Consider the following 24,705-nt stretch of genomic DNA (forward strand, 5'->3'; position numbering starts at 1 on the left):
CGGCGATGTTCACCATGATGAACTACGAGCGCCTTGGCGTCGGCATCCAGGGCCTGGCCACCGGCGAGCGCTCCTACCAGAGCGCCATCGAGTATGCCCGCGAGCGTATCCAGAGCCGCGCGCCGACCGGCCCGGTAGCCAAGGACAAGGCCGCCGACCCGATCATCGTGCACCCCGACGTGCGCCGCATGCTGCTCACCATGAAGGCGCTGAACGAAGGCGGCCGCGCCTTCTCCAGCTACGTCGCGATGCAGCTGGACACCGCCAAGTACAGCGAAGACGCGGTCACCCGCAAGCGTGCGGAAGAGCTGGTGGCGCTGCTGACCCCGGTGGCCAAGGCATTCCTCACCGACATGGGACTGGAAACCACTATCCATGGCCAGCAGATCTTCGGCGGCCACGGCTTCATCCGCGAATGGGGCCAGGAGCAACTGGTGCGCGACTGTCGCATCACGCAGATCTACGAAGGCACCAACGGCATTCAGGCGCTCGACTTGGTGGGACGTAAGGTGATCGGCAGCGGCGGCGCCTTCTCCCGTCACTTCACCGACGAGATCAAGGCCTTCGTCGCTTCCGCCGACGAGGCCCTGGGCGAGTTCAGCAAGCCGCTGGCGGCCGCCGTGGAGAACCTGGAAGAGCTGACCGCCTGGCTGCTCGACCGCGCCAAGGGCAACCCCAACGAGATCGGCGCGGCGTCGGTCGAATACCTGCATGTGTTCGGCTACACCGCCTATGCCTACATGTGGGCATTGATGGCGCGCACCGCGCTGGCCAAGCAGGGCGAGGACGACTTCTACGCCAGCAAGCTGGGTACCGCGCGCTTCTACTTCGCCCGCCTGCTGCCGCGCATCCATTCCCTGAGCGCCTCCGTGCGCGCCGGCAGCGAGTCGCTGTACCTGCTGGACGCCGAGCAGTTCTGAGGCCTGGCGCCTGAGACGGAAAGCCCCGCGATGCGGGGCTTTTTTCTGGGCGCCGGGGGCTCGGCGCGCGGGACGGGTGGGGGTGGATATCCGCTTGCGGCTATCCGCCATTCCCAGGGTTTTCTCGGGGCCGTGATGGGACAGGGTGATCGGCGGATAACGCCGTTGGCGTTATGCCCTAGGGCTCCTCGCGCAGGGTGGGCGGTAGGGCGAATAACCGCTTGCGGTTATCCGCCATTCCCGTGGTTTTTCTCGTGCCGTGAGGAGACAGGGTTGTCGCGGTCCGTCGCGGAGGATACGGGGATATCCGTTGATGGCGTCTCGCCCGAGCCTCAGTGCGAGGTTCCCTCCGCATAGCCGATCTTGTTGCCGACGTTGTACTTGCCCGACGGCTTGTTCATCGGCAGTCGCTTCACTTCCTCCAGGCTGTGCGCGTCGTAGACCACCAGCGCGCCGTCGCGGTCCCAGACGCTGAGCAGGGCGTAGCGGCCGTCGCGGGTGAACTCGACGTGGCCGGCCACCTTGCCCGGGCTGGGGCGCAGGCGATGGGCGATTTCCAGGGTCTGCTTGTCGATCAGCAGGATCTCGTCGTGTTTCTTGCCAAGGAAGGTATCGGTCCAGGCGTAGGGCGAGTCGGCATGGCTGCGCATGAAGAAGCCGGGGCCGTCGGTGACGATTTCCTTCAACGGCTTCCAGTTTTGCAGGTCGATCACCGAGATCACCCCGCGGCTGATGTTCGGCGTGGCGAACACCCAGCGCCCGTCGCGCTTCCAGTAGATGCCCGAGCCGAGGTGCGGCATGCCCGACAGCGGGATCGAGGCGACCCGCGCGCCGCTGTCCAGCTCGATCACCTCGCCGCCCCTGGCCTGCCGCGAGCTGCCCAGCAGGTAGCGGTAGTCGGGGCTGAAGGAGAAGTCGTCGAGGTAGTCGGCCACCGCCAACCGTTTCGGCGCGACCGGCTTGCCGTTGGCATAGGGCAGCTCCCACAGCTCGTGGACGTCCTTCAGGGCGACCACGAAGCTGTGCCGCGGCGGTGCCGTGTATACCGCGCTGACCCGCGAGGCCTGGCCCTGGGCGTCGGCCGCCGGGATGACCTGCACCAGGGACAGGTCGCGGGCGTCCAGCAGCACCAGGTTGCCGGGCAGGTAGTTGCCCACCAGGACCCAGCGCCCGTCGTCGCTGACCGCCAGGTTGCGCGTGTTGAGGCCGGCGCGGACCTCGGCGACCACCTTCAGGTTGTACAGGTCGTAGAGGGTCACCCAGCCGTCGCGCGAGGCGAAGTACACCAGGCGCCCGTCCGGGGAGAACTTCGGACCACCGTGCAGGGCGTAGCGCGATGGGAAGCGGGCGATGGGCTCGAAGCGATCGCCGTCGAGGATGGTCACGTGGTGGTCGCCGGATTCCACAACCACGAACAGGTTCAGTGGGTCGGCCTCGAAGCGCGGCCTGGACGGCAGGGTGGCGAGGGGATGCGGCTGAACCTGGCTGGCCCGGATGTTCTCGGCGCTCCACTGCGGTTCGCGCGGCGGCGCCTGGTAGAGATAGGCGACCAGGGCGTCCGCCGCGGCGTCGTCCAATTGACCGGCAAAGCCGGCCATCTGGGTTGCCGGGCGTCCGTGCAGGATCACCTCGCGGGCCTGCGCCGGCTTCAGCCGCGAAAGGCTTTCCGGGAGCAGGGTCGGGCCGCTGCCGCCGAGCCGCCCGGCGCCGTGGCAGGCCTGGCAGTGCTGGCGGTAGAGCGCTTCCCCCGGCGCTTCGCCGGCCTGTGCGAGGGCGCCGAGGAGCAGGCCGAGGGCGAGGCCGATCAGGCGCATGCGACGGCCTCGCGGCTGACCGGCGAGCCGGCGCCCAGGTATGACGGATGCGCCATCGCGCGCTCGGCGAAGAGCGCCACCACCTGGCCGACGACGATCAGCGTCGGCGGCTTCAACTGGTAGCGCCGCGCCAGCGCCGGCAGCTCGGAAAGGGCGCCGCGGGTCACCTGCTGGCCCGCCTGGGTGCCCTGGCTGACCAGCGCCGCCGGGGTGTCGCTGGCGAGGCCGTGCTCGACCAGGCGCGCGGCGATCTCGGCGAGGTTGCCCAGGCCCATGTAGAACACCAGGGTCTGCTTGCCGCGCGCCAGGCCGGCCCAGTCGAGGTCGAGGCGGCCGTCGTTCTGCAGGTGGCCGGTGACGAAGGTGCAGGACTGGGCGAGGTCGCGGTGGGTCAGCGGGATGCCGGCGTAGGTACTGCAACCGGAGGCGGCGGTGACGCCGGGGACCACCTGGCAGTCGACGCCGGCCTCGAGCAGGCGCTCCAGCTCCTCGGCGCCGCGACCGAAGATGAACGGGTCGCCGCCTTTCAGGCGGACCACCCGGCGTTGCTGCCGGGCCAGGCGCACCAGCAGCTCGTTGATTTCTTCCTGCGGCAGGCTGTGGTGGCCGCAGCGCTTGCCGACGTAGATGCGCTGGCAGCTTTCCGGCAGAAGGGCGATCAGCTCGCGGGCGACCAGGCGGTCGTAGACCACCACCTCGGCCTGTTGCAGCAGGGCCCAGGCGCGCAGGGTGAGCAGGCCCGGATCGCCGGGGCCGGCGCCGACCAGGGCGACGCTGCCGGCAGGGAAATCGACATCGAGGAGGGACGGCGGAATCACGGTAGTGTTCATGAGGCTTTCCTTAGACGGCGTGCAGCGCGATGCGCTCGAGGCCGATTTCCTGATCGCTGAGGTAGCAGCCGGGGTCTTCGCCCCAGAGTTCTCCGCCGGCCCAGGCGCGGGTGCGGGTGTTGCCGTTGCAGATGTCCAGCCAGCGGCATTGGCTGCAGCGCCCGACCACCGGTCGCGGGCGCTGGCGCAGTTGCAGGAGCAGCGGGTCGGGGCGCTCGAACCAGAAGTCGGCGAAGCGCTGATGGCGGATGTTGCCGACGCTGTGGTGCCACCAGTAGCTGTCCGGATGCACCTCGCCGGTGTTGTCGATGTTGGCGATGCCCTCGCCCGAGGCGTTGCCGCCCCAGTCCAGCAGCAGCTCGCAGAGACGCGCCAATTGCTGCGGGCGGCGGCGCTTGAGCCAGTCGAGGAGAAGGATCGCGTCGGCGTCGTTGTTGCCGGTGACGAAGTCGCTGTCGCGCCCCTGCCGGATGTCCTCGTCGGCCCGTTCGAAGAGCAGCGCGAGGGCCTCGCGGGTGCGCCGGTGGTGGGCGTCGAGGGCGCGGCTGCGGCGGCCGCGGCCACTGTAGTTGAGGTGCGAGAGGTAGAACTTCTGCACGTCGAGTTCGCGCATCAGGTCGAGCAGTGCCGGTAGTTGCGCGGCGTTCTCCTCGGTCAGGGTGGTGCGCATGCCGACGCGGATATCCGCCTCGCGGCACAGGCGCATGGCCGCCAGCGCGGCGTCGAAGCTGCCCTGCTTCTGGCGGAAGCGGTCGTGGGTCTCGCGCAGGCCGTCGAGGCTGATGCCGACGTAGTCGAAGCGGGCCTCGGCGACGCGCTGGATGTTGCCTTCGTCGATCAGCGTACCGTTGCTCGACAGCGCCACGAACATCCCGGCCTGGCGCGCATGGGCGGCGATCTCGAAGAGGTCCGGGTGCATCAGCGGTTCGCCGCCGGAGAGGATCAGCACGCGCACTCCGGCGGCGCGCAGGTCGTCGATGCCGCGAAGGATTTCCGCGGTCTCCAGCTCGCCACGGAAGTCGCTGTCGGCGGAGGTGGAGTAACAGTGCTTGCAGGTCAGGTTGCAGCGCCGCAGCAGGTTCCAGATCACCACCGGGGCGCGCCTGCCGCCGGCGCGGCGCGGCGCCGGCGCGTCCTCGGCGAGGCTGCGCAGGTAATGGCTGATCCTCAGCATGGACGTTCCTCCTTCTGCGCCAGGCGCAGGCCGGTCTTCTTCAGGATGCGGCTGCTCACCAGCATCTCGTCGGCGCGACAGTCCTCGCCGAGCAGCAGGCGGATCTGCTGGCGGTAGCCTTCGATCTCCGCTTCGCTGCGGCCGTGGACCATGGCGAACAGGTTGTAGCGCCACTGCGGCAGATGGCGCGGGCGCCGGTAGCAATGGCTGACGAAGGACAGCCCGCCGACCAGCCGGCCGAGGCGTTCGATGCGTTCGTCGGCGACGTCCCAGACGGTCATGCCGTTGTGCCGGTAGCCAAGGCGATAGTGGTTGGGCACCGCAGCGATGCGCCGGATCACCCCGGCGTCGCGCAGGCGCTTCAGCAGCGCCAGGGTCTCCGCCTCGCTCAGCCGCAGTTGCGCGGCGATCCACGCCCAAGGGTCGGCGACCAGCGGCAGGCCGGCCTGGGTCAGTTCGATCAGGCGGCGGGCGAGCAGGGCGTCAGAGGGGGAAATGCAGGCCGACATGGTAGGTCGCCTCCTTGGGCAGGTCGAGTACCGCCAGCCCGCTCTCGCGCTCCAGCCGTGCAAGGGTCTCGGCGACCTCCGCCGGGCTGTCGCAGGCGACCACCAGCCACATGTTCAGGGCGTGCTCGCGACGGTAGTTGTGGGCGACCTGCGGCCAGCCGGCGAGCAGCGCGGCGATCTCTTCGAAACGCGCCTCCGGCACGCTCATGGCGGCCAGGGTGAAGGCACCGCCGAGGGGCTCGATATCGAACAGCGGACCGAAGCGGGTCAGGGTGCCGTCGTCGAGCAGGTCGTCGAGGCGGCGCAGGATGTCTTCCTCGCGGCAATCCAGCTCGGCGGCGAGCAGCGCGTAGGGATGCGGCTCCAGCGGCAGGCCGTGTTGCAGGCGGTTCAGCAGGCGCCGGTCGAACTCATCCATGGCGGCGCTCCAGGTCGGCCGGCGGCGCGGTGTAGCGGCCGCCGCACTGCTTGTAGGCGCGCAGGCTGAACAGCCAGCGGTGCGGTGTCTGGCGCAGGGCGTGGCGCTCCAGCAGGGCCTCGATCTGGCGTTCCACTTCGCCGCGCTCGCGGCCGTGGATCATGCAAAACAGGTTGTATGGCCACATCGGCAGGCGACGCGGGCGGCGGTAACAGAGCGAGACGATCGTTTCGTGGGCGAGGGCGCGGCCGACGACGTCGACCTCCGCGTCGGCGACGTCCAGCACCAGCATGGCGTTGGCGGTATAGCCCAGGGCGCGGTGGTGGAGGATCACTCCGAAGCGGCGGAACAGGCCGTCTTCGTCCCAGCGGCGGACCTGTTCCAGCACTTCGTCTTCGCCGGCGCCGATGCGTTCGGCGAGCACCCGGTAGGGCCGGCTGGCCAGCGGCAGGCCCTGTTCCAGCAGGTAGCGCAGGTGTTGCCGCTGCGGCGCGGCGAGGGGTTCGACGGGGTTCATCGGCTGGCCTCCAGGGGAAACGCGAGGTCGATGCAGTAGGCTTCCTGCATCGGCAGGTCGAGGGGTTGCAGGCCGGTGTCGGCGGCGATCTCCGCCAGTACCCGGTCGAGTTGCGCGCGGTCGCCGGCGGTGAGCACGAACCACAGGTTGTAGCGGTGTTCGCGCTGGTAGTTGTGGTTGACCTCGGCGTACTGGCTGATGCGCTCGGCGACCCGTTGCAGACGCTCCTCGGGCACCGCCAGGGCAGCCAGGGTGCTGGCCCCGGCGCGTTGGTGGCGGAGCACCGGGCCGACCCGCGACAACGCGCCGTCGGCTTCCAGGCGACGCAGCCGTTCGAGCACCTCGGCTTCGCTGCAACCCAGGGTCTCGGCCATCCGCCGATAGGGTTCCGCGCAGATCGGCAGGCCTTTCTGGTAGCGGGCGAGGAGGCGGCGGGAGAGGTCGTCCATGGTGCCTCCTAGAGTCCGATGTGCTGGGCGCGGTGGCTGAAGAAGATGCCGCTCGGGCTGCGGGCCGGAAGGCTGCCGATGCGCTTCAGGCGGTACGGGTCCCAGACCTGCAACTGGTCGGCGTCGCGCACCGAGATCCAGACCTGGTCGCCGCGCCCGCTGAATTCCATGTGCAGTACGCCGGGGCCAGGGCGCAGGGTTTCGATCACTTCGTGGGTCTCGCTGTCGATGACCTGCACCTTGTCGTTGTCCGGGTAGGCGAAGTTGACCCAGATCTGCCGGTCGTCCGGTCGAGTCATGACGAACACCGGCTGGCCGGCGACGTCGATGGCGTCGGTCTGCTTCCAGTCGCGCGCGTCGAGCACCAGCACCTGGTGATGGCCGACCGCCGGGACGAAGGCCTGGTCGCTGGCGATGGTCCAGCCCTCCAGGTGCGGCATCTTGTACACCGGCAGCTTGCGTTGGCCGCGGCCGTAGTCGCCGAGTACGCGCCTGACGCCGCGCTCCGGGTGCCAGAGGTCGAGCTGGGCCATGCCGTCCTCGCCGAACAGCCCGGCCATGTAGTAGCGCCCGTCGGGACTGATGAGGGCGTCGTAGGGTTGCTTGCCGATATCGCGGAAGCGGGTCAGGTGCGGCGTGTCGCCCTGGCTGAAGTCGGCGATCCAGATCTCGCCGCTGTCGAACAGGCTGAACACGAAGCGCTGCCCGGGCGCGTCGACCAGGCCGACCACCCGGGAGTTCCTGTCCTGGCCGGGGAGGCGGGTGGCGGGAATCTCGGCGACCAGCTCCAGGGTGCGGCTGTCGAACACCTTGACCCCGCCCGGCTCGTAGTTGGATACCGCGACCAGCCGACCGTCCTGGCTGATCGCTCCGCCGATGCTGTTGCCGCCCTGGATCAGGCGCTTGTCGATGCGCTGGGCCAGCAGGTCGAGCTTGGTCAGGCCGCCGTCGCGACCGAATACGTAGGCGTAGCGCTGGTCGCGGGAGAACACCAGGGAGGCGTGGGACAGGTCGCCGAGGCCTTCGACCCGCGCCAGCGAGGTCTTCGCCGTGCCGTCGAGGATCTGCACGCTGCCGTCGGCGCGTTCGATCAGCACGCCGAGGTCGCCGCTGCCGCGCAAGGGCGGCTGCTGGCTACAGCCGGCGAGCAGGGCGAGGAAAAGCGGCGCGAGGGGACGCAGGTTCATGGGGCGATCTCTCCTTCGATCAGGCGGTCCACCAGCCAGCCGGCGTCGTCTTCGCTGAGCAGGCCGGCCCAGGGGGGCATCGGGGTTTGCGGACGGCCCATGAGCACGGTGGCGACCAGCGATTCGCGCGGCTTGCCGCGCAGGGCCTCGGGGGTCAGCGCCGGGCCGAGGCCGCCGGTCAGGCGCAGGCCGTGGCAGGAGCCGCAGTCCTGCAACAGCAGGTGACGCAACTGGGCCTGGCGACGGGCATCGGGATGCTCGTCGGCCAGGCCCGGAAGAGGACAGGCGAACGTCAGCGCGAGGGCCAGCCACAAGGCGTGGCTGGCGGCGCGCCGGAAGTCCGGAGGGGCGTTCATTTCTGCGACAGGACCCACTTCGCCAGGGTCTGCGCCTCGTCGTCGCTGACCGCGTTCGGCGGCATCGGGATCGGGCCCCAGACGCCCTGGCTGCCGTTCTTGATCCGCTGCGCGAGTTCCGCTTCGGCGCCGGCCTGGCCGGCGAACTTGGCGGCGACGTCCTTGTAGGCCGGGCCGACCATCTTGGTGTCGATGGCATGGCAGGCCACGCAGCCCTTGTTCTTGAACAGCACTTCGGGGTCTTCGGCCCAGGCGCCCTGGGCGAGCAGGGTGCCGGTGGCGAGCAGCGAAAGCAGTGCGTACGGTTTCATCACGGTTCCTCGTAGGGGGGAGCGCGCGGGGCGTGCCCCGCACGCGGGTCTCAGTACACGTCGTGCTGGGTGTTGTAGACGTTGAACTTGCCGGTCGGGGTGATCAGCCGCGGGTCCTTGACCACGGCCTTGAGCTTCAGGGTCTTGTCGTCCACCACCACCAGCGCGGAGCTGTCGTTCTTGCCGTTCCACACCGAGAACCAGACTTCATCGCCGCGCTTGTTGTACTCGGGCTGCACCACCCGCTTGGCGCCTTCGCCGAGATCGGCCCATTCGGCGATCGGCAGCACCTGGTACTTGGCGTCGAGGTTCTTCAGGTCGAACACCGCGACGCTCTGGCTGATCCTGGCGTCGGGGTTGAAGGTGGTGTCGACGTAGAGGTGCGAGGACTTCGGATGGGTCTTGATGAACAGCGAGCCGCCGCCCTGGCCCTGTAGCTCGGCGACTTTCTTCCAGGCGTACTGCGGATGGTTCTTCGGATCGGTGCCGATCAGCGAGATGCTGCCGTCGCCCAGGTGGCTGGTGCTCCACACCGGGCCGTACTTGGGATGCACGAAGTTGGCGCCACGCCCCGGGTGCGGGGTCTTGCCGACGTCGACCAGGGCCGACAGGCGACGGTCCTTGGAGTCGATCACGGCAACCTTGTTGGAGTTGTTGGCGGCGGTCATGAAGTAGCGGTGGCTGCTGTCCCAGCCGCCGTCGTGGAGGAACGGCGCCGCACCGATGCTGGTGACGGTGAGGTTGTCGATATCCTTGTAGTTGACCAGCAGGACCTTGCCGGTCTCCTTCACGTTGACGATGAACTCGGGGTGCTCGTGGGAGGCGATGATCGCCGCCACGCGCGGTTCCGGGTGGTAGGTCTGGGTGTCTACGGTCATGCCGCGGGTGGAGACGATCTGCTTCGGCTCCAGGGTCTCGCCGTCCATGATCGCGAACTGCGGCGGCCAGTAGGCGCCGGCGATGGTGTAGCGGTCCTCGTAGCCCTTGAACTTGGAGCTTTCCACCGAGCGCGCCTCGATGCCGATCTTGATCTCGGCGACCTTGGTCGGCTCCTTGGCCCACAGGTCGATCATGTCGATCCGCGCGTCGCGGCCGATCACCAGCAGATAGCGGCCGGAAGCGGACATCCGCGAGATATGCACGGCATAGCCGGTATCGATGACCTTGACGATCTTCTTGCTGTCGCCGTCGACCAGGGCGATCTGCCCGGCGTCGCGCAGGGTCACCGAGAACAGGTTGGGCAGGTCGAGGTCGTTGAGCTGTTTCTTCGGCCGGTCCTCCGGCTTCACCAGCACCTTCCACGATTCGCGCATCTCCGGCATGCCCCACTCCGGCGGTTGCGGCGGGGTGTGCTGGATGTACTTGGCCATCAGGGTGATCTGGTCCTTGCTCAGCTCGCCGGAGCTGCCCCAGTTCGGCATGCCCAGCGGGGTGCCGTAGGTGATCAGCGCTTCCAGGTATTGCTGGCCGCGTTGCTGGGTGATGTCCGGGGTCAGCGGCTTGCCGGTGGCGCCCTTGCGCAGGACGCCGTGGCAACCGGCGCAGCGTTGGAAGTAGATCTGCTTGGCCTCGTTGAACTCGCTTTCACTCATGTCGGGGGCACCGTTGGTGCGCACCACGTGAGTGGGATCGACGGCGGAAGCGGCACCCTGGTATTGCTCGGCGGCTTTCATGTCGTCCTTGGCGTGAGCGGTGGCCAGGCCCAGCAGCGTCAGCGAGGCGAGCAAGGTGCCCACCAGTGGCTTGCCAAATGGCATGGTCTATCTCCTCAGGAGCCCTGCGAGGCGCTCCCTTAGCAGTGTTTTGGGGGTGGCTGCGTCGGGAACTCCCGGGAATTCATGGCGCGAAAGGATCATAGAAAGCAGGGTCTTTACCCTTGCTTGACCGGAATCAAGATTGCGTTGCTTTGCGCTTGTGGCACCTTCCAACTGTGAATAGCGTGCGGTCCTAATCCCTAGCGCAGGAGTAGGACATGCGGGACGCGACACCCTTCTACGAGGCCACCGGCCATGAGATCGAAGTCTTCGAGCGCGCCTGGCGGCACGGCCTGCCGGTATTGCTCAAGGGCCCCACCGGTTGCGGCAAGACCCGCTTCGTCCAGTACATGGCGCGGCGCCTGGAACTGCCGCTGTACAGCGTCGCCTGCCACGACGACCTGGGCGCCGCCGACCTGCTCGGCCGCCATCTGATCGGCGCCGACGGCACCTGGTGGCAGGACGGCCCGCTGACCCGCGCGGTGCGCGAAGGCGGTATCTGCTACCTGGACGAAGTGGTGGAGGCGCGCCAGGACACCACGGTCGCCATCCACCCGCTGGCCGACGACCGCCGCGAGCTGTACCTGGAGCGCACCGGCGAGACGTTGCAGGCGCCGCCTTCGTTCATGCTGGTGGTGTCCTACAACCCCGGCTACCAGAACCTGCTCAAGGGCCTGAAGCCCAGCACCCGGCAGCGTTTCGTCGCGTTGCGCTTCGACTACCCGGCGGCGCAGCACGAGGCACGCATCCTGGTCGGCGAGAGCGGTTGTGCCGAGGCCCTGGCGCAGCGCCTGGTGCAGTTGGGCCAGGCGCTGCGGCGGCTGGAGCAGCACGACCTGGAGGAAGTCGCCTCGACCCGCCTGCTGATCTTCGCCGCGCGCCTCATCGGCGACGGCATGGACCCGCGCGAGGCGTGCCGGGTGGCGCTGGCCGAACCGCTCTCGGACGACCCGGCGACGGTGGCGGCGCTGATGGACATCGTCGATCTCCATGTCGCCTGATACCGTCGAGCGGCGCCTGCCCGGCGACCTGGCGATGTGGTTCTTCATCCTCGCCGAACTCAGCGTGTTCAGCCTGCTGCTGCTGGCGTTCGCCGGCGCCCAGGCCTGGCAGCCGGAGCTGTTCCGTGCCGGCCGGGAGCAACTGGATAGCCGCTGGGGCCTGTTGCTGACCGTGGCCCTGCTCAGCTCCGGCTGGCTCGCCGCGCTGGCGGTGCATGCGGTGCGCCGCGGACGGCCGCGCCAGGCGAGCGGCTGGTTGCTGGCGGCGCTGCTGCTGGCGCTGGTCTACGTCGGCCTGAAGCTGCACGAGTACGGGCGGCTCGCCGATCTCGGCCTGGACATCGAGCACGACACTTTCTTCACCCTCTACTGGTGCCTGACCGGCTTCCATTTCCTCCACGTCCTGCTCGGCCTGCTGATCCTCGGCTGGCTGGCGCAGGCCTGCTGGCGCCGGTGTTATACGCCGCAGGCTTGCTCGGGACTGGAGTCGGGAGTGCTCTACTGGCACATGGTCGACCTGGTCTGGGTGCTGCTGTTCCCGCTGGTCTACGTCCTGCAATGAGGTGCCGATGCGAACCCTGACCCTCTGCTGGCTGGCGTTGCTGGCGCTGGCCGTGGCCGGTGTGCTGCTGGGCGGCGCCGGCGACTCTCCCTGGCTGCTGGCGGCGGTGCTGGCCTGCGCGGTGGCCAAGGGCTGGCTGATCGGCGAGCGCTTCATGGAGCTGGCCCATGCCCCGGCGCTATGGCGCCGCCTGCTGCTGGCCTGGCCGCTGCTGATGGCCCTGGCGGTGGGCGCTGCGCTGTACCTGGCGCGGATGAATAACTGAGTAAATCGTTCGGGAATCTTGATTGCCATCAAGCGGGTTCGCCGCCGCCGCTTCCTAGAATCGCCGCACCACCCATTCCAGGAGGCCGCATGTCCGAGACCTTTACCAAAGGCATGGCCAGGAACATCTATTTCGGCGGGAGTGTGTTCTTCATCCTGCTGTTCCTGGCCCTGACCTACCACACCGAGAAGACCCTGCCCGAGCGCACCAACGAGGCCGCGATGAGCGCCGCGGTGGTGCGCGGCAAGCTGGTCTGGGAGCAGAACAACTGCGTCGGCTGCCACACCCTGCTCGGCGAGGGCGCCTACTTCGCGCCGGAGCTGGGCAACGTGGTCGGACGCCGTGGCGGCGAGGAGGGCTTCAACACCTTCCTCCAGGCCTGGATGAAGATCCAGCCGCTGAACGTGCCGGGCCGCCGCGCCATGCCGCAGTTCCATCTCAGCGAGGGCCAGGTCGACGACCTGGCCGAGTTCCTCAAGTGGAGCTCGAAGATCGATACCAACCAATGGCCGCCGAACAAGGAGGGTTGATGATGTCGCCCAATGGCTCCCTGAAATTCGCCTCGCAGGCGGTCGCCAAACCCTACTTCGTGTTCGCCCTGATCCTCTTCGTCGGGCAGATCCTGTTCGGCCTGATCATGGGCCTGCAGTACGTGGTCGGCGACTTCCTGTTCCCGGCGATCCCCTTCAACGTCGCGCGCATGGTGCACACCAACCTGCTGATCGTCTGGCTGCTGTTCGGCTTCATGGGCGCTGCCTACTACCTGGTGCCGGAGGAGAGCGACTGCGAGCTGTACAGCCCGAAGCTGGCCTGGATCCTGTTCTGGGTATTCGCCGCCGCCGGCGTGCTGACCATCCTCGGCTACCTGCTGGTGCCCTACGCCGGCCTGGCCAGGCTCACCGGCAACGAACTGTGGCCGACCATGGGCCGCGAGTTCCTCGAACAGCCGACCATCAGCAAGGCGGGCATCGTGATCGTCGCCCTGGGCTTCCTGTTCAACGTCGGCATGACCGTGCTGCGCGGGCGCAAGACCGCCATCAGCATGGTCCTGATGACCGGCCTGATCGGCCTCGCCCTGCTGTTCCTGTTCTCCTTCTACAACCCGGAAAACCTCACCCGCGACAAGTTCTACTGGTGGTGGGTGGTGCACCTGTGGGTGGAAGGCGTGTGGGAACTGATCATGGGTGCGATCCTCGCCTTCGTGCTGGTGAAGGTCACCGGGGTCGACCGCGAGGTGATCGAGAAGTGGCTCTACGTGATCATCGCCATGGCGCTGATCAGCGGCATCATCGGCACCGGCCACCACTACTTCTGGATCGGCGTGCCCGGCTACTGGCTGTGGCTCGGCTCGGTATTCTCGGCGCTGGAGCCGCTGCCGTTCTTCGCCATGGTGCTGTTCGCCTTCAACACCATCAACCGCCGCCGCCGCGACTATCCGAACCGCGCGGTCGCGCTGTGGGCCATGGGCACCACAGTGATGGCCTTCCTCGGCGCGGGAGTGTGGGGCTTCATGCATACCCTGGCGCCGGTCAACTACTACACCCACGGCACCCAGCTCACCGCCGCCCACGGCCACATGGCCTTCTATGGCGCCTACGCGATGATCGTGATGACCATCATCTCCTACGCCATGCCGCGCCTGCGCGGGATCGGCGAGGCGATGGACAACCGCTCGCAGGTCCTGGAGATGTGGGGCTTCTGGCTGATGACCGTGGCGATGGTGTTCATCACCCTGTTCCTCTCCGCGGCCGGGGTGCTGCAGGTCTGGCTGCAACGGATGCCGGCGGACGGCGCGGCGATGACCTTCATGGCCACCCAGGACCAGCTGGCGATCTTCTACTGGCTGCGCGAAGGCGCCGGGGTGGTGTTCCTCATCGGCCTGGTCGCCTACCTGCTGAGCTTCCGGCGCGGCAAGGCGGCCGCCTGAGATGGCCTTCGCCGTCGAGCTGGAGGAATGGGTCGGCGCCCACTGGCACCGCTTCATCACCCGCCATGCCAGCGGCGAGTTCGAGGCGGCGCGGGTGACCCTGGAGAGCATGCGGCGTCCGCTCGGCATGCTCTTCCGGGCGCTCGGCGGCGCACCGGGGGTAGCCCTCGAGGCGACCCCGGCGCGCCGCCTGCTGCTACGCCGCACCTGGTTGCAGCGGGTCGCCGGGACCTGCGAGCAGGCCCCGGTGTCCTGGTTCAACGGCGACAGCCTGCGCCTGCCGGAATCCCTCGCGGTCTATCCGCAGGCCGAGCTGAACCGTGAACTGTATCGCTGGCTGGCGCTACTGGCGGCCAGCGCCGGGCCGCTGCGGCACTGGGCCCAGGACAACCAGCGCTGGGCGCGGCAGTTGCTCGATGCCTATCCGGCGCTGCGCCCGCGCTACGCCCGGCTGGTCGCCGCGCATCTGCGCCAGCGCCCGTCGCTGGACGATTGCCCGGCGGCAGACGCCGAACTGGAAATCGCCCTGCGCCGCGCGCTTGCCGAGCCGGGCAGCGTCGAGCGCTTCCCGCGAGTCGAGCGGGCGCCCTGGCCGGTGCCGCTGTGGCTGTATCCCGGCGAGCGCTGGACGCCTTCCGCCAGCGCGGAGGACGGCGAGGAAGCGGCCGCCGGCGCCGGCAAGCGCCAGGTCGCCCGCAGCGGAGCGCGCAAGCGCGCCGAGCGCGTCGAGGAGCGCGAGAGCGAGCGCAACCTGCTGCTGTTCCGCCTGGAAAGCCTGCTCAGTTGGTCGGAGCACCTGGCCCTGGACCGCTGTAGCGACGACGAGGACGACCCGGACGGCGCGCGCGTCGCCGAAGACCTCGACTACCTGTCGCTGTCGCGCCAGCGCACGCAGAAGGGCGGCGGCCTGCGCCTGGATCTCGACCTGCCGGCCGCCGACTACGATGACCTGCCGCTCGGCCCCGGGCTGAAGCTGCCCGAGTGGGACTATCGGCAGCAGCGCCTGCTGAGCGACCACGTGCTGCTGCAACCGATGCGGCCGCGCGGCGCGACCAGCGCCAGCCTGCCGGCGCACCTGGAGAAGACCGCGCTGCATCTGCGCCGCCAGTTCGCCTGCCTGCGCGACGGTCGCCAACGCCTGCGCCAGCAGCCGCAAGGCGACGAGATCGACCTCGATGCCTGGCTCGACTTCCAGGTCGAGCGGCGGCGCGGCGGTTCCACCCAGCCAGGCCTGTTCCTCGAACAGCGGCCGCGCCGGCGCGACCTCGCCTGCCTGTTGCTGGCGGACCTGTCGATGTCCACCGAAGCCTACCTCGACGACCAGCGGCGAGTGATCGACAGCATCGTCGACAGCCTGCTGCTGTTCGGCGAGGCATTGCAGGCACTGGGCGACCCCTTCGCGCTGTACGGGTTTTCCTCGGTGCGCCGGCAGCAGGTGCGCTGGCAGGTGCTGAAGGACTTCGACGAAGGCTACGGCGGCGAGGTCCGCGGTCGCGTGCTGGCGCTCTCGCCGGGCTACTACACGCGGATGGGCGCGGCGATCCGCCGGGCCAGCCAGGAGCTCGGCGGGCAGCCGCAGAAGCGTCGCCTGCTGTTGCTGTTGAGCGACGGCAAGCCCAACGACCTGGACCGCTACGAGGGCCGCTACGGCATCGAGGACACCCGCCAGGCGGTGATCGAGGCGCGCAGCCAGGGACTGGTGCCGTTCTGCATCACCATCGACAAGGAGGCGGCGGACTACCTGCCCTACCTGTTCGGCGCCGACGGCTTCGCGCTGGTCGAGCGCGCCGGGCAGTTGCCCGAGCGCCTGCTCCAGCTCTATCGGCGCCTGCGCCGCTGAGAGGCCTCAGGGAACATCGCGCGGCAGCCAGAGCATCATGCCCAGGCAGAACAGCGCCAGCCCGACGCAGAACCAGGCGAAGCGCCGCTGCCGGCGACCCTGGAGCTGGCGCTGGGAAGCGCTGGGCAGTGGCATGCCGCACTGTTCGCAGGCGCTTTCCGCGCCTTCGGTTTCATGGAGGCAATACAGGCATTGGCGCATGGGCGTTCTCGCGGGCTCGACCCCGCCAGCTTGCCGGTGGACGGGCCGTGGCGCGCTTGACCGCGATCAAGCGGCGGGGCTGTTCACTCGAAGCACTCCAGGCGTTCGCGGTCGAGGATGCTGATTTCGCGGCCGTCGAGGCGGATGATGCCCTCGTCGCCGAGGCGGTGCATGATCCGCGAGAAGGTTTCCGGCTGGATCGACAGGTGACCGGCCACCAGTTGCTTGGCCACCGGGATTTCCACCCGGCAGTTCTCCCCCGGCGCGTGGGCGGCGAGGGTCAGCAGGTAGCGCACCACGCGGTGGGTGGCGTTCTTCAGGGAAAGCGTCTCGATCTCGTCGATGCGCTGGTGCAGGCGGGTGCTGAGCTTGGCCAGCAGGGCCAGGGCCAACGGGGTGTTGTCCTGCAACTGGCGCAGGTAGGCCTTGTTGGAGAAACGGAACAGCTGGCTGGGCACCACGGCCTGGGCGGTGGCCACGTAGTTCGGGGTGTCCATGAACATCATCGCCTCGGCGAAGGTGTTGCGTTCGTTGGTCACTTCGAGAATCTTCTCCTGGCCTTCCGGGGTCAGCCGGTAGATCTTCACGCAGCCGGAAATCAGGTAGTAGAAGGCGTGCGCCGGCTCGCCCTGGCGGAACACGTAGGCGCCCTTGTCGAGGTTGACCAGGTCGCTGCTGGCGAGCAGTTCCTGGAGCTGGACGGGAGAAAGCGGTTCGAACAGGTGGTGGCTTTGCAGCAACTGCTGGTGGACGCGCTGGAATTCCATGCTGGGAAGGCTCGCGATGATGAGGGGACTGGCCACTGTAGCGGGCCCGGCGCAGATCATCTTGACGCACGGCAAGCTCCCGGCGGCTGGGTGTTGCCGTCGTCCGGCGAGCGGAACTATTACAGCGTGTAAGCCAAGGCTTACAAACGGCGGTGGTTTTGGCTGCTTTCTCCCCCTCGCAGAGATGCGTAATCTTCAAACCGTCAGGACATTGCGCAGGAAGCGCCAAAGACAATACGGAAACTCAGGGAATCCACCATGGATGGTGGCGTAGCACGGATGTCAGGATAGAGGTCTGCAAAACCCCGCCCAAAAGGCGGGGTTTTTTATTGCCCGAGGAAAACCGCGTCGCTCAGACCACGCCTTCCAGCAGCGAGCGCAGCAGCTCGACGCTGGCGTGCTGGCGTTGCGCGTCGCGGTAGACCAGGCCGACCTTCAGCGGGATGCGCGGTTCGCTGAGCGGTTTCCACAGCAGCCGCTGGTTCGAGTGCATCTGCCGTGCCTTGCCCGGTAGAACGGTGGCGAAGCGGGTCTGCGGCAGGCTGTCGAGAATCCCGCTCATGTGGTTCAGTTCCGCCTGCACCCGCGGCCGCCGGCCGATCGCGGCGAGTTGCTCCTGCCAGATCTGGCGCGCGCGGAACTCTTCGCCGAGCAGCAGCATCGGCAACTCCGCGGCCTGGGCCAGGGACACCTTTCTGAACTCCTTCAACGGGTGTTCCTCGGGGATCACCAGCTGCAATTCGTCCTCGTACAGCTCGACGCTGTGCAAGCCCGGCTGGCGCGGCGGCAGGAAGCCGATGCCGATATCCAGGTTGCCGGTGAGCAGGCGCCGCTCGATGTCGATTCCCGACAGTTCGTAGATCTGCACCCGCAGATGCGGCTGCGCGGCGTGCAGGCGTTCGACCATGTACGGCACCAGGCTGGCGTTGACCGTCTGCAGCACGCCGATCGCCAGGCTGCGCGGGGTCTGCCCGCGGAATACGCGCATCGCCTCGCGGGCCCTTTCCAATCCCTCCAGCAGCGGTACCGCATGGTTGTACAGGGTGTGGGCGGCGACGGTCGGCAGCAGGCGCTTGCCGCTGCGCTGGAACAGCGAGACGTCGAGGTTCTGCTCCAACTGGCGGATCTGCTGCGAGAGGGCCGGTTGCGACAGGGCCAGGCGTTCGGCGGCGCGGCCGACGTGGCCTTCCTCGTAGAGCGCGACGAAATAGCGGAGTTGGCGAAAATCCATAAGCTGTTCTTATCGATGAAACTGGAAAATCGAAATGGAGTGGGTCCCGCGTGAGGCACTAGTCTAGCTGCATTGGCGGTACATCGGGTGGTCGCGGAGCAATGGAGCAGATAGTCGTAAACGGTGTTTTCATAGGTAAAGTCGAAGAAACCTGGGGCGGATTGGTCAGCGCGATCGACAAGCTGCCGGTCGAGCAGGAGTTCTGGCTGGGCCACGATGGCCTGCCCGGCGACGAACAGGCTGACATCCGCCACCACGGCGGCCTCGAGCGCGCTCTCCATCACTATCCCGCCGAGCACTACCGCTACTGGCGCAAGCGCCACCCGCTGAACCGCTGGCAACTGCCGGCGTTCGGCGAGAACATCTCGACCTACGGCATCACCGAAGCCGAGGTCTGCATCGGCGACCAGTTCCATTGGGGCGATGCCCTGCTGGAAGTCAGCCAGCCGCGTTCGCCCTGCTATCGCCAGGGCCAGCGCTGGAATCTTCCCGAGCTGCCCGACGAATTGCAGAGCGGCGGCCGCTGCGGCTGGTTCTATCGGGTCCTGCGCAGCGGCATGGTGACTCCCGGGGACGAGCTGAAGCTGGTCCAGCGGCATTACCCTGAACTGACCGTCGCCCGCCTGTTGCAGTGGTATTTCGGCGATCCCCTGGAGCCTCTCGGGTTGCGCCAGATGATGGCCTGCGACGCGCTCTCCCAGCGTTGGCGCAAGACAGCGGCGAAACGCCTGTCCAGCGGCGTGGTGGAAGACTGGGGGCCGCGCCTGCGCGGACCGTCGGATTACCGGGAGCATGCCTCTTGAGCGACTACCTGATCACCCTGAGCCAGTCCGGCCGGCTGTTGGCCAGCATGACGGTGAGCGCCGCGCGCTTTGCCGAGGTGCGCGAGCTGATGCGCCAGCGCTTCCCCGCCGGCGACGGCTTCGAACTGCGCATCGAAACGCGCCGGGAAAGCCGCCGGCTGCTGGAACAGGGGCCGCAGGGCGTGCGCTTGCTGGCGGTGGAGTACATGACCGAGGAACTGAAAGATGGCTGATGCGCTGGATAGCCTGCGCCTGATGCGCACCCAGGAACGGCCCGCGCAGGTGTTCGTCCGTGGCCAGGGCTCGTGGCTGTGGGACAGCGACGGACGCGCCTTCCTCGACTTCACCCAGGGCCTGGCGGTGAACTGCCTCGGCCACAGTCCCAGCGTGCTGGTCCAGGCCCTGGCCCGGCAGGCGCGGGAGCTGGTCAGCGCCGGCCCCGGCCTGCTCAACCGGCCGGTGCTGGCATTGGCGCAGCGCCTGTGCCTGGCGACCGGCAGCGACCAGGCCTACTTCCTCACCAGCGGCGCCGAGGCCAACGAAGCGGCCATCGCCCTGGCGCGCAAGTGGGGCCGCCTGCATCGCGGCGGCGCGCAACGGATCGTCAGCACCGTCAACAGCATCCATGGACGCACCCCGGGCACCCTGACGGCTTGTGGCAAGCCGGCGCAGCATGGCCTGGAGGGATTCGCCAGGGTGCCGTTCAACGACCTCGACGCCATGGCCGCGGCCATCGACGAAGAGACGGTGGCGGTGATGCTGGAGCCGGTGCAGGGCGATGCCGGGGTGATCCCGGCGACCCTCGACTACCTGCGTGGCATCGAGCGGCTGTGCCGGCAGCGTGGCGTCCTGTTGATCCTCGACGAGGTGCAGACCGGCATCGGCCGCTGCGGCGCGCTGCTGGCGGAGGAACTGTACGGGGTACGCGCCGACATCGTTACCCTCGGCAAGGGCCTCGGCGCCGGGGTGCCGCTGTCGGCGCTGCTGGCGCGTGGCAACGCCTGTTGCTTCGAACCGGGCGACCAGCTTGGCACCCACCATGGCAACGCGTTGATGACCGCTGCCGGGCTGGCGGTACTGAATACCGTGCTGGAGCCGGGTTTCCTGGAGCAGGTGCGCGAGCAGGGCACTCACCTGCGCGATGGCCTGGCCCGTGTCGCGCGTCGCTATGGGCATGGTCCGCTGCGCGGCCAGGGACTGTTCTGGGGGCTGCCGCTGATCGGCCAGCGCGCGCCGGCGGTGGTTCGCGCGGCGTTCGGCGAAGGCCTGCTGATCAACGCGCCGCAGCCGCATTGCCTGCGTTTTTCCCCGGCGCTGACGGTGAGCCGGGCCAACGTCGACGAAATGCTGCGGCGACTGGAGCGGGCCCTGGCCCGGGTCGCCAACCGACACGAGGAGGTGGCCTGATGCGCGCCCTGGTATTGCAACACGTTCCCTTCGAAGGCAGCGCGCGGATCGGCGACTGGATCGGCCGCCACTGCGAGCACGAGCACGTCTGCTACCTCTACGCCGACGCCCACCTGCCTGCGCTGGACAGCTTCGACCTGCTGGTGGTGATGGGCGGGCCGATGAGCGTCCACGACGAAGCGCAATATCCCTGGCTGGTGGCGGAGAAGCGTTTGATCCGCGCGGCGCTGGATGCCGGCAAGAAGGTCCTCGGCATCTGCCTCGGCGCGCAGCTGCTGGCCCAGGCGCTGGGGGCTGCGGTACGCCCGGGACGCCAGGCGGAGATCGGCTGGTGGCCGCTGCACAGGTACAGCCAGGCGCTGGGCTCGCCGCTGGGCGAGCGCCTGCCGGAACGGCTGATGGCGTTCCACTGGCACGGCGAGACCTTCGACCTGCCAGCCGGCAGCGTGCCGCTCTATGGTTCGGCTGCCTGCGCCAACCAGGGCTTCATCTGGAACGAGCAGGCTATCGGCCTGCAATGTCACCTGGAAAGCACCGCGGAGAGCATCGAGGCGCTGCTCGATGCCTGCCCGCAGGACCTGCAACGGGAAGGGGCGGTGCAGAGCGCCGGGAGGATCCGCCAGGGTGTCGCGCATTGCCGCGAGGTGGCGCCGGTGCTGTTCCTGTTGCTCGATTACCTGGCGCATCGGCCGGCGGAGATCGCACGCCGGGCCTGATCGCCAGAAAGATTCCTCTGTCCTCGCATGCGCCTCCGGACGTCGTTTTGGTCCTGTGGGGCGCTTTTTTTATTCTAGGCTGCGTGCTTTCCCAACCAGGGCTCCAGTAGTGCCAGGTCGCGACGCAGGCTTTCGGCGAACAGGTGCAGGCGGGTGGGGTTGTCCAGCTCGCCGGGCTGGATGCCGACGAAGGTGAAGGTTTCGTCGTGCTCTCGGGCGGCGACATTGATGCTGACGGTGCCGTCGTAGTGCATCCGGCACTGGCAGTCGTAGCCTTCCAGCGCCTGGTTCAGGCTGCGCTGGATCTCGCCGAGATCGGGGTGCTTGTTCTTGCTCATCGCATCGCTCATGCAAGGGGATGGGGCTTTCTTCTCGTGCAGGGCGAGTCGGGTGGATGCGTCGACGACCTCGGGACCGAGGGGCGGCGTAGCCTCCCGGCCGGCGCGGCGTCTGGGCTTCCCGCCCGGACATTGCTTCCTGTATCGCCAGGGTAGGGGTGCCTCCGCTATCGTTTCGCGATGCAAATGCACTAGCACCGCTAGTGCAATCGTCACGCGTGCGCGGTCAGGGCGGGCGGGCATCCTTGCTGCCCCCGGAAAATCGCTCCATCCAAGAGGAACAGCATGAACGACCAGGTACTGCGTACCCAGACCGACCGCCGCCAGTTGCAGCAGATCATCGCCGGTCTTACCGAAGGGGTGATCCTGATCGAGCCGGACCAGCGCATCCTCTGGGCCAACGAGGCGGCCCTGGCGATGCACGGCGTCGATTCGCTGGAAGGCCTGGGCGCCGATACCGGCGAGTATCGCGAGCGCTTTCGCCTGCGCTACCGCAACAATCATCCGCTGCAGGAGGGCCAGTACCCGGCCGAGCGCCTGGTGGCTGGCGAGTGCTTCAGCGACGTGGTGGTGGAAGTGTTTCCCGCCGCCGACGAGGACACCCGCTGGGTGCACCGCGTGCGCGGGTTGGTGCTGACCACCCCCGAGGACAAGCCAGACTGCCTGGTGCTGATCCTCCACGACGCCACCGAGTGGGCCAGCGCCGAGCAGCGCTTCGAGAAGACCTTCAATGCCAACCCGGCGCCGGCGGTGATCTGCCGGCTCAGCGACTACCGCTACGTGAAGGTCAATGTCGGTTTCCTGGAAATGACCGGCTATGCCCGCGACCAGGTGATCGGCCGTTCGGTGTACGAGCTGGACGTACTCGACCAGGCCGAGCGCCGCGAACTGGCGGTGGAGCGTCTGGGCGCCGGCGAGACCATCCCGCAGATGGAGGCGAGCCTGCGGGTGGCGGAGGGCGGACGCAAGTGCGTGGTGGTCGCCGGGCAGCCGATAGAGGTCGGCGAGGAGGCCTGCATGCTCTTCACCTTCACCGATCTCGAACCGCGGAAGAAGGCCGAGGAGGCCCTGCGCAAGAGCGAGGAGCGCTTCGCCAAGGCCTTCCGCATGGCACCGGTGCCGAGCCTGGTGCTGTGCGGCGACGACCTGCAGGTGCTGGACATCAACCAGGCCTTCAGCGAAACCTTCGGCTACCAGGCCGAGGAACTGCTCGGCGAGTCCACCGTCGCCTGCGGGCTGTGGCAGGACGGCGGCGCCGAGCGCCTGGGCGAGCTGCTGGCGCAGAGCGGCAGCGTGCGCAACGTCCAGCTGCGCCTGCAGCACAAGGATCGCAACGGCCTGGACTGCCTGGTCTCGGCCGAGGCGGTGAGCCTCAACGAGCAGGACTGCGTGCTGGTGGCCTTGCTGGACATCAGCGACCGGCGGCGCACCGAAATGGAGCTGGTGCACGCCATCGAGACGGTGATGCAGGACGCTTCCTGGTTCAGCCGCACCCTGATCGAAAAGCTCGCCAACGTGCGCCGCGCCAACGCGCCGGGCACCGGCGCCGAACTGGCCGACCTGACTGCGCGCGAGCGCGAGGTGTTCGACCTCATCTGCCAGGGCCTGGCGGACAAGGAGATCGCCAAGGAACTGGGCCTGGCGCCGAACACCGTGCGCAACCACGTGGCGACCATCTACGCCAAGCTCGATGTCCACAGCCGTGGCGAGGCCATCGTCTGGGCACGCGAACGCGGATTCGCGCCGGAGCCGCGCAACGGCAACGGGCGCAAATAAACGAAGAGGGTACGAATGCACCAGGGCGGCTGGTGCATTCGTACCTGTCGCCCGCTCCCGTCGGCGCCGACACTGGCGCAGCACGCCCGGCATGCCCCCGCCCGTGGTCGTGCACCTTTTCTCCGCGGCGCGAGCCGCGCCGTCCGCACGTCTGTTCCCCTCGCCAGTTTCGCTCTGGCGGGGGGGCTTCCCGCCTCCTTTCGAATATTTGCCCCTCTGCCTCTGCTGGTGCGCGACGGCATCCTGCCGGCCGTTTGCGAATGCTCGGGACTGGTGTCGTGAAATTTTAAGTGTTATTTTTCATGAAAAATAACCAATATAATTTCACGGGGGTCGCGATGTTCCTGCAATCCAACGAGCATGTCGGCACTTACTACGCCGCCGTCAATCCCGAACTGATCCAGCCGCGCCAGGCCCTGGAGGGTGACCTCGACTGCGAGGTGCTGGTGGTCGGCGCCGGTTTCAGCGGCTTGCACACGGCGCTGCGGCTGGTCGAAGGCGGACGCCAGGTATGCGTCATCGAAGCCAGCCGGATCGCCTGGGCGGCCTCCGGGCGCAACGGCGGGCAGGCGCTGCCCGGCTGGTCCAGCGACCTGCCGCCGCTGGAGGCCGACCTCGGCTACGAAGGCGCACGCCGTCTCTGGGACGGCATGCTCTGGGCGGCCGGCGAGATGCGCGCGTTGCCGCAGCGACATGGCTTCGACTGCGACTACCGGGTCGGCCACCTATGGACGGCGATCCTGCCGCGCCGGGTCGGCCTGCTCTACGACTGGCAGGCCGAGGCCAACCGCCGCTGGGGCTACGAGGGGCTACGCTTCGTGGCGAAGGACGAGTTGCCCGAATGGATCGCCAGCGAGCGCTACCTTGCCGGTCTCTACGATCCCCACGCCGCACACCTGAATCCGCTCAAGCTGGCGTTCGGCCTGGCCGCCGCCATCGAGCGCGCCGGCGGGCGTATCCACGAGCGGACCCGGGCCCTGAGCTATCGCGAGGAGGGCGACGGCTACCGGGTCCGTACCGAGCACGGCGAGATCCGCTGCGCGGCGCTGGTGCTGGCCTGCAACGCCTACATCGACGGGCTGGACAGCGAGCTGTCGCAACGGATGCTGCCGGTGGGCACCTATCAGGTCGCCACTGAGCCGCTCGGCGAGGAACGGGCGAAGTCGTTGCTGCCGCGCAACTGCTGCGTGACCGACAACCAGTTCGTCCTCGACTACTTCCGCCTGACCCCGGACCACCGCCTGCTGTTCGGCGGCGGCTGCACCTACCTGGGCGGCATGCCCAGCGACATCCGCGCCGCCACCCGGCCCTATCTCGAACGGGTGTTCCCGCAGTTGCGCGGGGTGGCGCTGGAATACGCCTGGGGCGGGCATATCGACTGCAGCATGCGGCGCACCCCGGACATCGGCCGGCAGGGCAACCGCTACTGGCTGCAAGGCTACTCCGGCCACGGCGTGCTGCCGAGTCTGGCGGCGGCCAGGGCGGTCAGCGACGCGCTGCTCGGCGACGACGAGACCCTGGCGCTCTACCAGCGTCTGCGCAATCCGAAGTTTCCCGGTGGCCAGCGCTTCGCCGCGCCGCTGGAAGCCCTGGGCAAAGCGTATTACCGTTTGCGCGACCTGTTCTGAGAGG

At 68.2% G+C, this 24,705-nt stretch carries 28 protein-coding genes; 13 read left to right on the plus strand and 15 right to left on the minus strand.

Annotation, left to right across the window (positions count from 1 at the left end; genetic code table 11):
* The coding region (locus HMPREF2581_RS16515; protein WP_048765244.1) for an acyl-CoA dehydrogenase C-terminal domain-containing protein at nucleotides 1-920 on the plus strand (920 nt) is incomplete at its 5' end.
* Between the two features lie 332 nt (nucleotides 921-1,252).
* Here HMPREF2581_RS16515 and nirN read toward each other — a convergent pair.
* From nirN to nirS, 11 genes are read right to left on the minus strand one after another with little or no spacing between them, the layout of a single operon-like run.
* Entirely contained in the window at nucleotides 1,253-2,734 is a 1,482-nt protein-coding gene (gene nirN, locus HMPREF2581_RS16520; RefSeq protein WP_003137314.1) for a dihydro-heme d1 dehydrogenase, read from the minus strand.
* The gene (gene cobA, locus HMPREF2581_RS16525; protein ID WP_003137316.1) at nucleotides 2,725-3,564 is read right to left on the minus strand and encodes a uroporphyrinogen-III C-methyltransferase; all 840 of its coding nucleotides are present in this window, start codon (nucleotides 3,562-3,564) and stop codon (nucleotides 2,725-2,727) included. Before cobA ends, nirN begins: the two co-directional genes overlap by 10 nt.
* A 10-nt stretch (nucleotides 3,565-3,574) precedes the next feature.
* Complete coding sequence (gene nirJ, locus HMPREF2581_RS16530; protein WP_003084852.1) at nucleotides 3,575-4,738, minus strand: heme d1 biosynthesis radical SAM protein NirJ; 1,164 nt, start codon at nucleotides 4,736-4,738, stop codon at nucleotides 3,575-3,577.
* Complete coding sequence (locus HMPREF2581_RS16535; RefSeq protein ID WP_003084858.1) at nucleotides 4,732-5,247, minus strand: siroheme decarboxylase subunit beta; 516 nt, start codon at nucleotides 5,245-5,247, stop codon at nucleotides 4,732-4,734. The genes nirJ and HMPREF2581_RS16535 overlap by 7 nt, the downstream gene beginning before the upstream one ends.
* Nucleotides 5,222-5,665 carry an Lrp/AsnC family transcriptional regulator gene (locus HMPREF2581_RS16540; protein ID WP_003084860.1) on the minus strand — a complete coding sequence of 148 codons (444 nt, stop codon included), beginning with the start codon at nucleotides 5,663-5,665 and terminating at the stop codon, nucleotides 5,222-5,224. The genes HMPREF2581_RS16535 and HMPREF2581_RS16540 overlap by 26 nt, the downstream gene beginning before the upstream one ends.
* Nucleotides 5,658-6,182, minus strand: a complete 525-nt coding sequence (locus HMPREF2581_RS16545) for a siroheme decarboxylase subunit beta (protein ID WP_003084862.1) — start codon at nucleotides 6,180-6,182, stop codon at nucleotides 5,658-5,660. Before HMPREF2581_RS16545 ends, HMPREF2581_RS16540 begins: the two co-directional genes overlap by 8 nt.
* Entirely contained in the window at nucleotides 6,179-6,631 is a 453-nt protein-coding gene (locus HMPREF2581_RS16550; protein WP_003084864.1) for an AsnC family transcriptional regulator, read from the minus strand. The genes HMPREF2581_RS16545 and HMPREF2581_RS16550 overlap by 4 nt, the downstream gene beginning before the upstream one ends.
* An 8-nt stretch (nucleotides 6,632-6,639) precedes the next feature.
* Nucleotides 6,640-7,818, minus strand: coding sequence for a heme d1 biosynthesis protein NirF (gene nirF / locus HMPREF2581_RS16555; protein WP_003084866.1), 1,179 nt, complete (start codon nucleotides 7,816-7,818; stop codon nucleotides 6,640-6,642).
* Nucleotides 7,815-8,174 (minus strand): cytochrome c55X, encoded by a 360-nt coding sequence (gene nirC, locus HMPREF2581_RS16560; RefSeq protein ID WP_003084870.1) that lies wholly within the window; start codon nucleotides 8,172-8,174, stop codon nucleotides 7,815-7,817. Before nirC ends, nirF begins: the two co-directional genes overlap by 4 nt.
* Nucleotides 8,171-8,485 (minus strand): cytochrome C-551, encoded by a 315-nt coding sequence (gene nirM / locus HMPREF2581_RS16565; RefSeq protein WP_003084872.1) that lies wholly within the window; start codon nucleotides 8,483-8,485, stop codon nucleotides 8,171-8,173. The genes nirC and nirM overlap by 4 nt, the downstream gene beginning before the upstream one ends.
* Before the next feature lie 50 nt (nucleotides 8,486-8,535).
* Nucleotides 8,536-10,242: a nitrite reductase gene (nirS, locus tag HMPREF2581_RS16570; RefSeq protein ID WP_003084873.1), complete on the minus strand. Its 1,707-nt coding sequence runs from the start codon at nucleotides 10,240-10,242 to the stop codon at nucleotides 8,536-8,538.
* Between the two features lie 215 nt (nucleotides 10,243-10,457).
* Here nirS and nirQ point away from each other — a divergent pair, with 215 nt between their 5' ends.
* The 6 genes from nirQ to HMPREF2581_RS16600 all read left to right on the plus strand — a co-directional run bounded on the left by nirQ (nucleotide 10,458) and on the right by HMPREF2581_RS16600 (nucleotide 15,834).
* Nucleotides 10,458-11,240 carry a transcriptional regulator NirQ gene (gene nirQ / locus HMPREF2581_RS16575; protein ID WP_003137319.1) on the plus strand — a complete coding sequence of 261 codons (783 nt, stop codon included), beginning with the start codon at nucleotides 10,458-10,460 and terminating at the stop codon, nucleotides 11,238-11,240.
* Nucleotides 11,241-11,274: 34 nt separating this feature from the next.
* Nucleotides 11,275-11,802, plus strand: a complete 528-nt coding sequence (locus HMPREF2581_RS16580) for a cytochrome c oxidase subunit 3 (protein WP_003118864.1) — start codon at nucleotides 11,275-11,277, stop codon at nucleotides 11,800-11,802.
* A gap of 7 nt (nucleotides 11,803-11,809) precedes the next feature.
* Nucleotides 11,810-12,067: a cytochrome C oxidase subunit IV family protein gene (locus tag HMPREF2581_RS16585; protein WP_003084879.1), complete on the plus strand. Its 258-nt coding sequence runs from the start codon at nucleotides 11,810-11,812 to the stop codon at nucleotides 12,065-12,067.
* Nucleotides 12,068-12,156: 89 nt separating this feature from the next.
* A complete protein-coding gene (gene norC, locus HMPREF2581_RS16590) occupies nucleotides 12,157-12,597 on the plus strand; it encodes a nitric oxide reductase subunit NorC (protein ID WP_003084881.1) in 441 nt (146 codons plus the stop codon).
* Nucleotides 12,597-13,994, plus strand: coding sequence for a nitric-oxide reductase subunit NorB (norB, locus tag HMPREF2581_RS16595; protein WP_003137320.1), 1,398 nt, complete (start codon nucleotides 12,597-12,599; stop codon nucleotides 13,992-13,994). Before norC ends, norB begins: the two co-directional genes overlap by 1 nt.
* Before the next feature lies 1 nt (nucleotide 13,995).
* Entirely contained in the window at nucleotides 13,996-15,834 is a 1,839-nt protein-coding gene (locus HMPREF2581_RS16600) for a nitric oxide reductase activation protein NorD (RefSeq protein ID WP_003137321.1), read from the plus strand.
* A 6-nt stretch (nucleotides 15,835-15,840) separates the two neighbouring features.
* On the opposite strand, the gene HMPREF2581_RS16605 is transcribed toward HMPREF2581_RS16600, so the two are convergent.
* The 3 genes from HMPREF2581_RS16605 to HMPREF2581_RS16615 form a co-directional block, all read right to left on the minus strand.
* Complete coding sequence (locus HMPREF2581_RS16605; RefSeq protein WP_003084889.1) at nucleotides 15,841-16,035, minus strand: hypothetical protein; 195 nt, start codon at nucleotides 16,033-16,035, stop codon at nucleotides 15,841-15,843.
* An 83-nt stretch (nucleotides 16,036-16,118) separates the two neighbouring features.
* Nucleotides 16,119-16,802, minus strand: coding sequence for a transcriptional regulator Dnr (gene dnr / locus HMPREF2581_RS16610; RefSeq protein WP_003084891.1), 684 nt, complete (start codon nucleotides 16,800-16,802; stop codon nucleotides 16,119-16,121).
* 352 nt (nucleotides 16,803-17,154) lie between these two features.
* Nucleotides 17,155-18,033, minus strand: coding sequence for a LysR family transcriptional regulator (locus tag HMPREF2581_RS16615; protein ID WP_003084893.1), 879 nt, complete (start codon nucleotides 18,031-18,033; stop codon nucleotides 17,155-17,157).
* 101 nt (nucleotides 18,034-18,134) lie between these two features.
* Here HMPREF2581_RS16615 and HMPREF2581_RS16620 point away from each other — a divergent pair, with 101 nt between their 5' ends.
* From HMPREF2581_RS16620 to HMPREF2581_RS16635, 4 genes are read left to right on the plus strand one after another with little or no spacing between them, the layout of a single operon-like run.
* Nucleotides 18,135-18,836 (plus strand): MOSC domain-containing protein, encoded by a 702-nt coding sequence (locus HMPREF2581_RS16620; protein ID WP_003084895.1) that lies wholly within the window; start codon nucleotides 18,135-18,137, stop codon nucleotides 18,834-18,836.
* Nucleotides 18,833-19,069 carry a hypothetical protein gene (locus HMPREF2581_RS16625; protein WP_003101561.1) on the plus strand — a complete coding sequence of 79 codons (237 nt, stop codon included), beginning with the start codon at nucleotides 18,833-18,835 and terminating at the stop codon, nucleotides 19,067-19,069. The genes HMPREF2581_RS16620 and HMPREF2581_RS16625 overlap by 4 nt, the downstream gene beginning before the upstream one ends.
* Complete coding sequence (locus HMPREF2581_RS16630) at nucleotides 19,062-20,243, plus strand: aspartate aminotransferase family protein (RefSeq protein ID WP_003084899.1); 1,182 nt, start codon at nucleotides 19,062-19,064, stop codon at nucleotides 20,241-20,243. The genes HMPREF2581_RS16625 and HMPREF2581_RS16630 overlap by 8 nt, the downstream gene beginning before the upstream one ends.
* The gene (locus tag HMPREF2581_RS16635) at nucleotides 20,243-20,959 is read left to right on the plus strand and encodes a type 1 glutamine amidotransferase (RefSeq protein WP_003084901.1); all 717 of its coding nucleotides are present in this window, start codon (nucleotides 20,243-20,245) and stop codon (nucleotides 20,957-20,959) included. The genes HMPREF2581_RS16630 and HMPREF2581_RS16635 overlap by 1 nt, the downstream gene beginning before the upstream one ends.
* A 74-nt stretch (nucleotides 20,960-21,033) precedes the next feature.
* Here the strand turns inward: HMPREF2581_RS16635 and HMPREF2581_RS33340 are convergent, their stop codons facing one another.
* A complete protein-coding gene (locus HMPREF2581_RS33340) occupies nucleotides 21,034-21,297 on the minus strand; it encodes a hypothetical protein (protein WP_003084903.1) in 264 nt (87 codons plus the stop codon).
* Between the two features lie 285 nt (nucleotides 21,298-21,582).
* Between HMPREF2581_RS33340 and HMPREF2581_RS16645 the strand changes: the two genes are divergently transcribed.
* Together HMPREF2581_RS16645 and HMPREF2581_RS16650 are read left to right on the plus strand one after the other, a co-directional pair.
* On the plus strand, nucleotides 21,583-23,073 hold the full coding sequence (locus HMPREF2581_RS16645) for a helix-turn-helix transcriptional regulator (RefSeq protein ID WP_003121801.1): 1,491 nt from the start codon (nucleotides 21,583-21,585) through the stop codon (nucleotides 23,071-23,073).
* 338 nt (nucleotides 23,074-23,411) lie between these two features.
* Nucleotides 23,412-24,701, plus strand: coding sequence for an NAD(P)/FAD-dependent oxidoreductase (locus HMPREF2581_RS16650; RefSeq protein ID WP_003137323.1), 1,290 nt, complete (start codon nucleotides 23,412-23,414; stop codon nucleotides 24,699-24,701).
* Nucleotides 24,702-24,705: the final 4 nt, after the last annotated feature.

Origin of the sequence: Pseudomonas sp. HMSC057H01 (assembly GCF_001836405.1) — a bacterium.
GTDB lineage: Bacteria > Pseudomonadota > Gammaproteobacteria > Pseudomonadales > Pseudomonadaceae > Pseudomonas > Pseudomonas aeruginosa.

What these genes read in the sequence shown, in the direction of transcription:
- HMPREF2581_RS16620 (WP_003084895.1), top strand. Translation starts at nt 18,135, where the DNA reads ATGGAGCAGATAGTCGTAAACGGTGTTTTCATAGGTAAAGTCGAAGAA.
- nirN (WP_003137314.1), bottom strand. Translation starts at nt 2,734, where the DNA reads ATGCGCCTGATCGGCCTCGCCCTCGGCCTGCTCCTCGGCGCCCTCGCA.
- HMPREF2581_RS16545 (WP_003084862.1), bottom strand. Translation starts at nt 6,182, where the DNA reads ATGAACCCCGTCGAACCCCTCGCCGCGCCGCAGCGGCAACACCTGCGC.
- nirJ (WP_003084852.1), bottom strand. Translation starts at nt 4,738, where the DNA reads ATGCTGAGGATCAGCCATTACCTGCGCAGCCTCGCCGAGGACGCGCCG.
- nirS (WP_003084873.1), bottom strand. Translation starts at nt 10,242, where the DNA reads ATGCCATTTGGCAAGCCACTGGTGGGCACCTTGCTCGCCTCGCTGACG.
- norC (WP_003084881.1), top strand. Translation starts at nt 12,157, where the DNA reads ATGTCCGAGACCTTTACCAAAGGCATGGCCAGGAACATCTATTTCGGC.
- nirQ (WP_003137319.1), top strand. Translation starts at nt 10,458, where the DNA reads ATGCGGGACGCGACACCCTTCTACGAGGCCACCGGCCATGAGATCGAA.
- dnr (WP_003084891.1), bottom strand. Translation starts at nt 16,802, where the DNA reads ATGGAATTCCAGCGCGTCCACCAGCAGTTGCTGCAAAGCCACCACCTG.
- HMPREF2581_RS16635 (WP_003084901.1), top strand. Translation starts at nt 20,243, where the DNA reads ATGCGCGCCCTGGTATTGCAACACGTTCCCTTCGAAGGCAGCGCGCGG.
- HMPREF2581_RS16580 (WP_003118864.1), top strand. Translation starts at nt 11,275, where the DNA reads ATGTGGTTCTTCATCCTCGCCGAACTCAGCGTGTTCAGCCTGCTGCTG.
- nirM (WP_003084872.1), bottom strand. Translation starts at nt 8,485, where the DNA reads ATGAAACCGTACGCACTGCTTTCGCTGCTCGCCACCGGCACCCTGCTC.
- HMPREF2581_RS16615 (WP_003084893.1), bottom strand. Translation starts at nt 18,033, where the DNA reads ATGGATTTTCGCCAACTCCGCTATTTCGTCGCGCTCTACGAGGAAGGC.
- HMPREF2581_RS16540 (WP_003084860.1), bottom strand. Translation starts at nt 5,665, where the DNA reads ATGGATGAGTTCGACCGGCGCCTGCTGAACCGCCTGCAACACGGCCTG.
- HMPREF2581_RS16550 (WP_003084864.1), bottom strand. Translation starts at nt 6,631, where the DNA reads ATGGACGACCTCTCCCGCCGCCTCCTCGCCCGCTACCAGAAAGGCCTG.
- HMPREF2581_RS16645 (WP_003121801.1), top strand. Translation starts at nt 21,583, where the DNA reads ATGAACGACCAGGTACTGCGTACCCAGACCGACCGCCGCCAGTTGCAG.
- nirF (WP_003084866.1), bottom strand. Translation starts at nt 7,818, where the DNA reads ATGAACCTGCGTCCCCTCGCGCCGCTTTTCCTCGCCCTGCTCGCCGGC.
- cobA (WP_003137316.1), bottom strand. Translation starts at nt 3,564, where the DNA reads ATGAACACTACCGTGATTCCGCCGTCCCTCCTCGATGTCGATTTCCCT.
- norB (WP_003137320.1), top strand. Translation starts at nt 12,597, where the DNA reads ATGATGTCGCCCAATGGCTCCCTGAAATTCGCCTCGCAGGCGGTCGCC.
- HMPREF2581_RS16600 (WP_003137321.1), top strand. Translation starts at nt 13,996, where the DNA reads ATGGCCTTCGCCGTCGAGCTGGAGGAATGGGTCGGCGCCCACTGGCAC.
- HMPREF2581_RS16630 (WP_003084899.1), top strand. Translation starts at nt 19,062, where the DNA reads ATGGCTGATGCGCTGGATAGCCTGCGCCTGATGCGCACCCAGGAACGG.
- HMPREF2581_RS16585 (WP_003084879.1), top strand. Translation starts at nt 11,810, where the DNA reads ATGCGAACCCTGACCCTCTGCTGGCTGGCGTTGCTGGCGCTGGCCGTG.
- HMPREF2581_RS16535 (WP_003084858.1), bottom strand. Translation starts at nt 5,247, where the DNA reads ATGTCGGCCTGCATTTCCCCCTCTGACGCCCTGCTCGCCCGCCGCCTG.
- HMPREF2581_RS33340 (WP_003084903.1), bottom strand. Translation starts at nt 21,297, where the DNA reads ATGAGCAAGAACAAGCACCCCGATCTCGGCGAGATCCAGCGCAGCCTG.
- nirC (WP_003084870.1), bottom strand. Translation starts at nt 8,174, where the DNA reads ATGAACGCCCCTCCGGACTTCCGGCGCGCCGCCAGCCACGCCTTGTGG.
- HMPREF2581_RS16605 (WP_003084889.1), bottom strand. Translation starts at nt 16,035, where the DNA reads ATGCGCCAATGCCTGTATTGCCTCCATGAAACCGAAGGCGCGGAAAGC.
- HMPREF2581_RS16650 (WP_003137323.1), top strand. Translation starts at nt 23,412, where the DNA reads ATGTTCCTGCAATCCAACGAGCATGTCGGCACTTACTACGCCGCCGTC.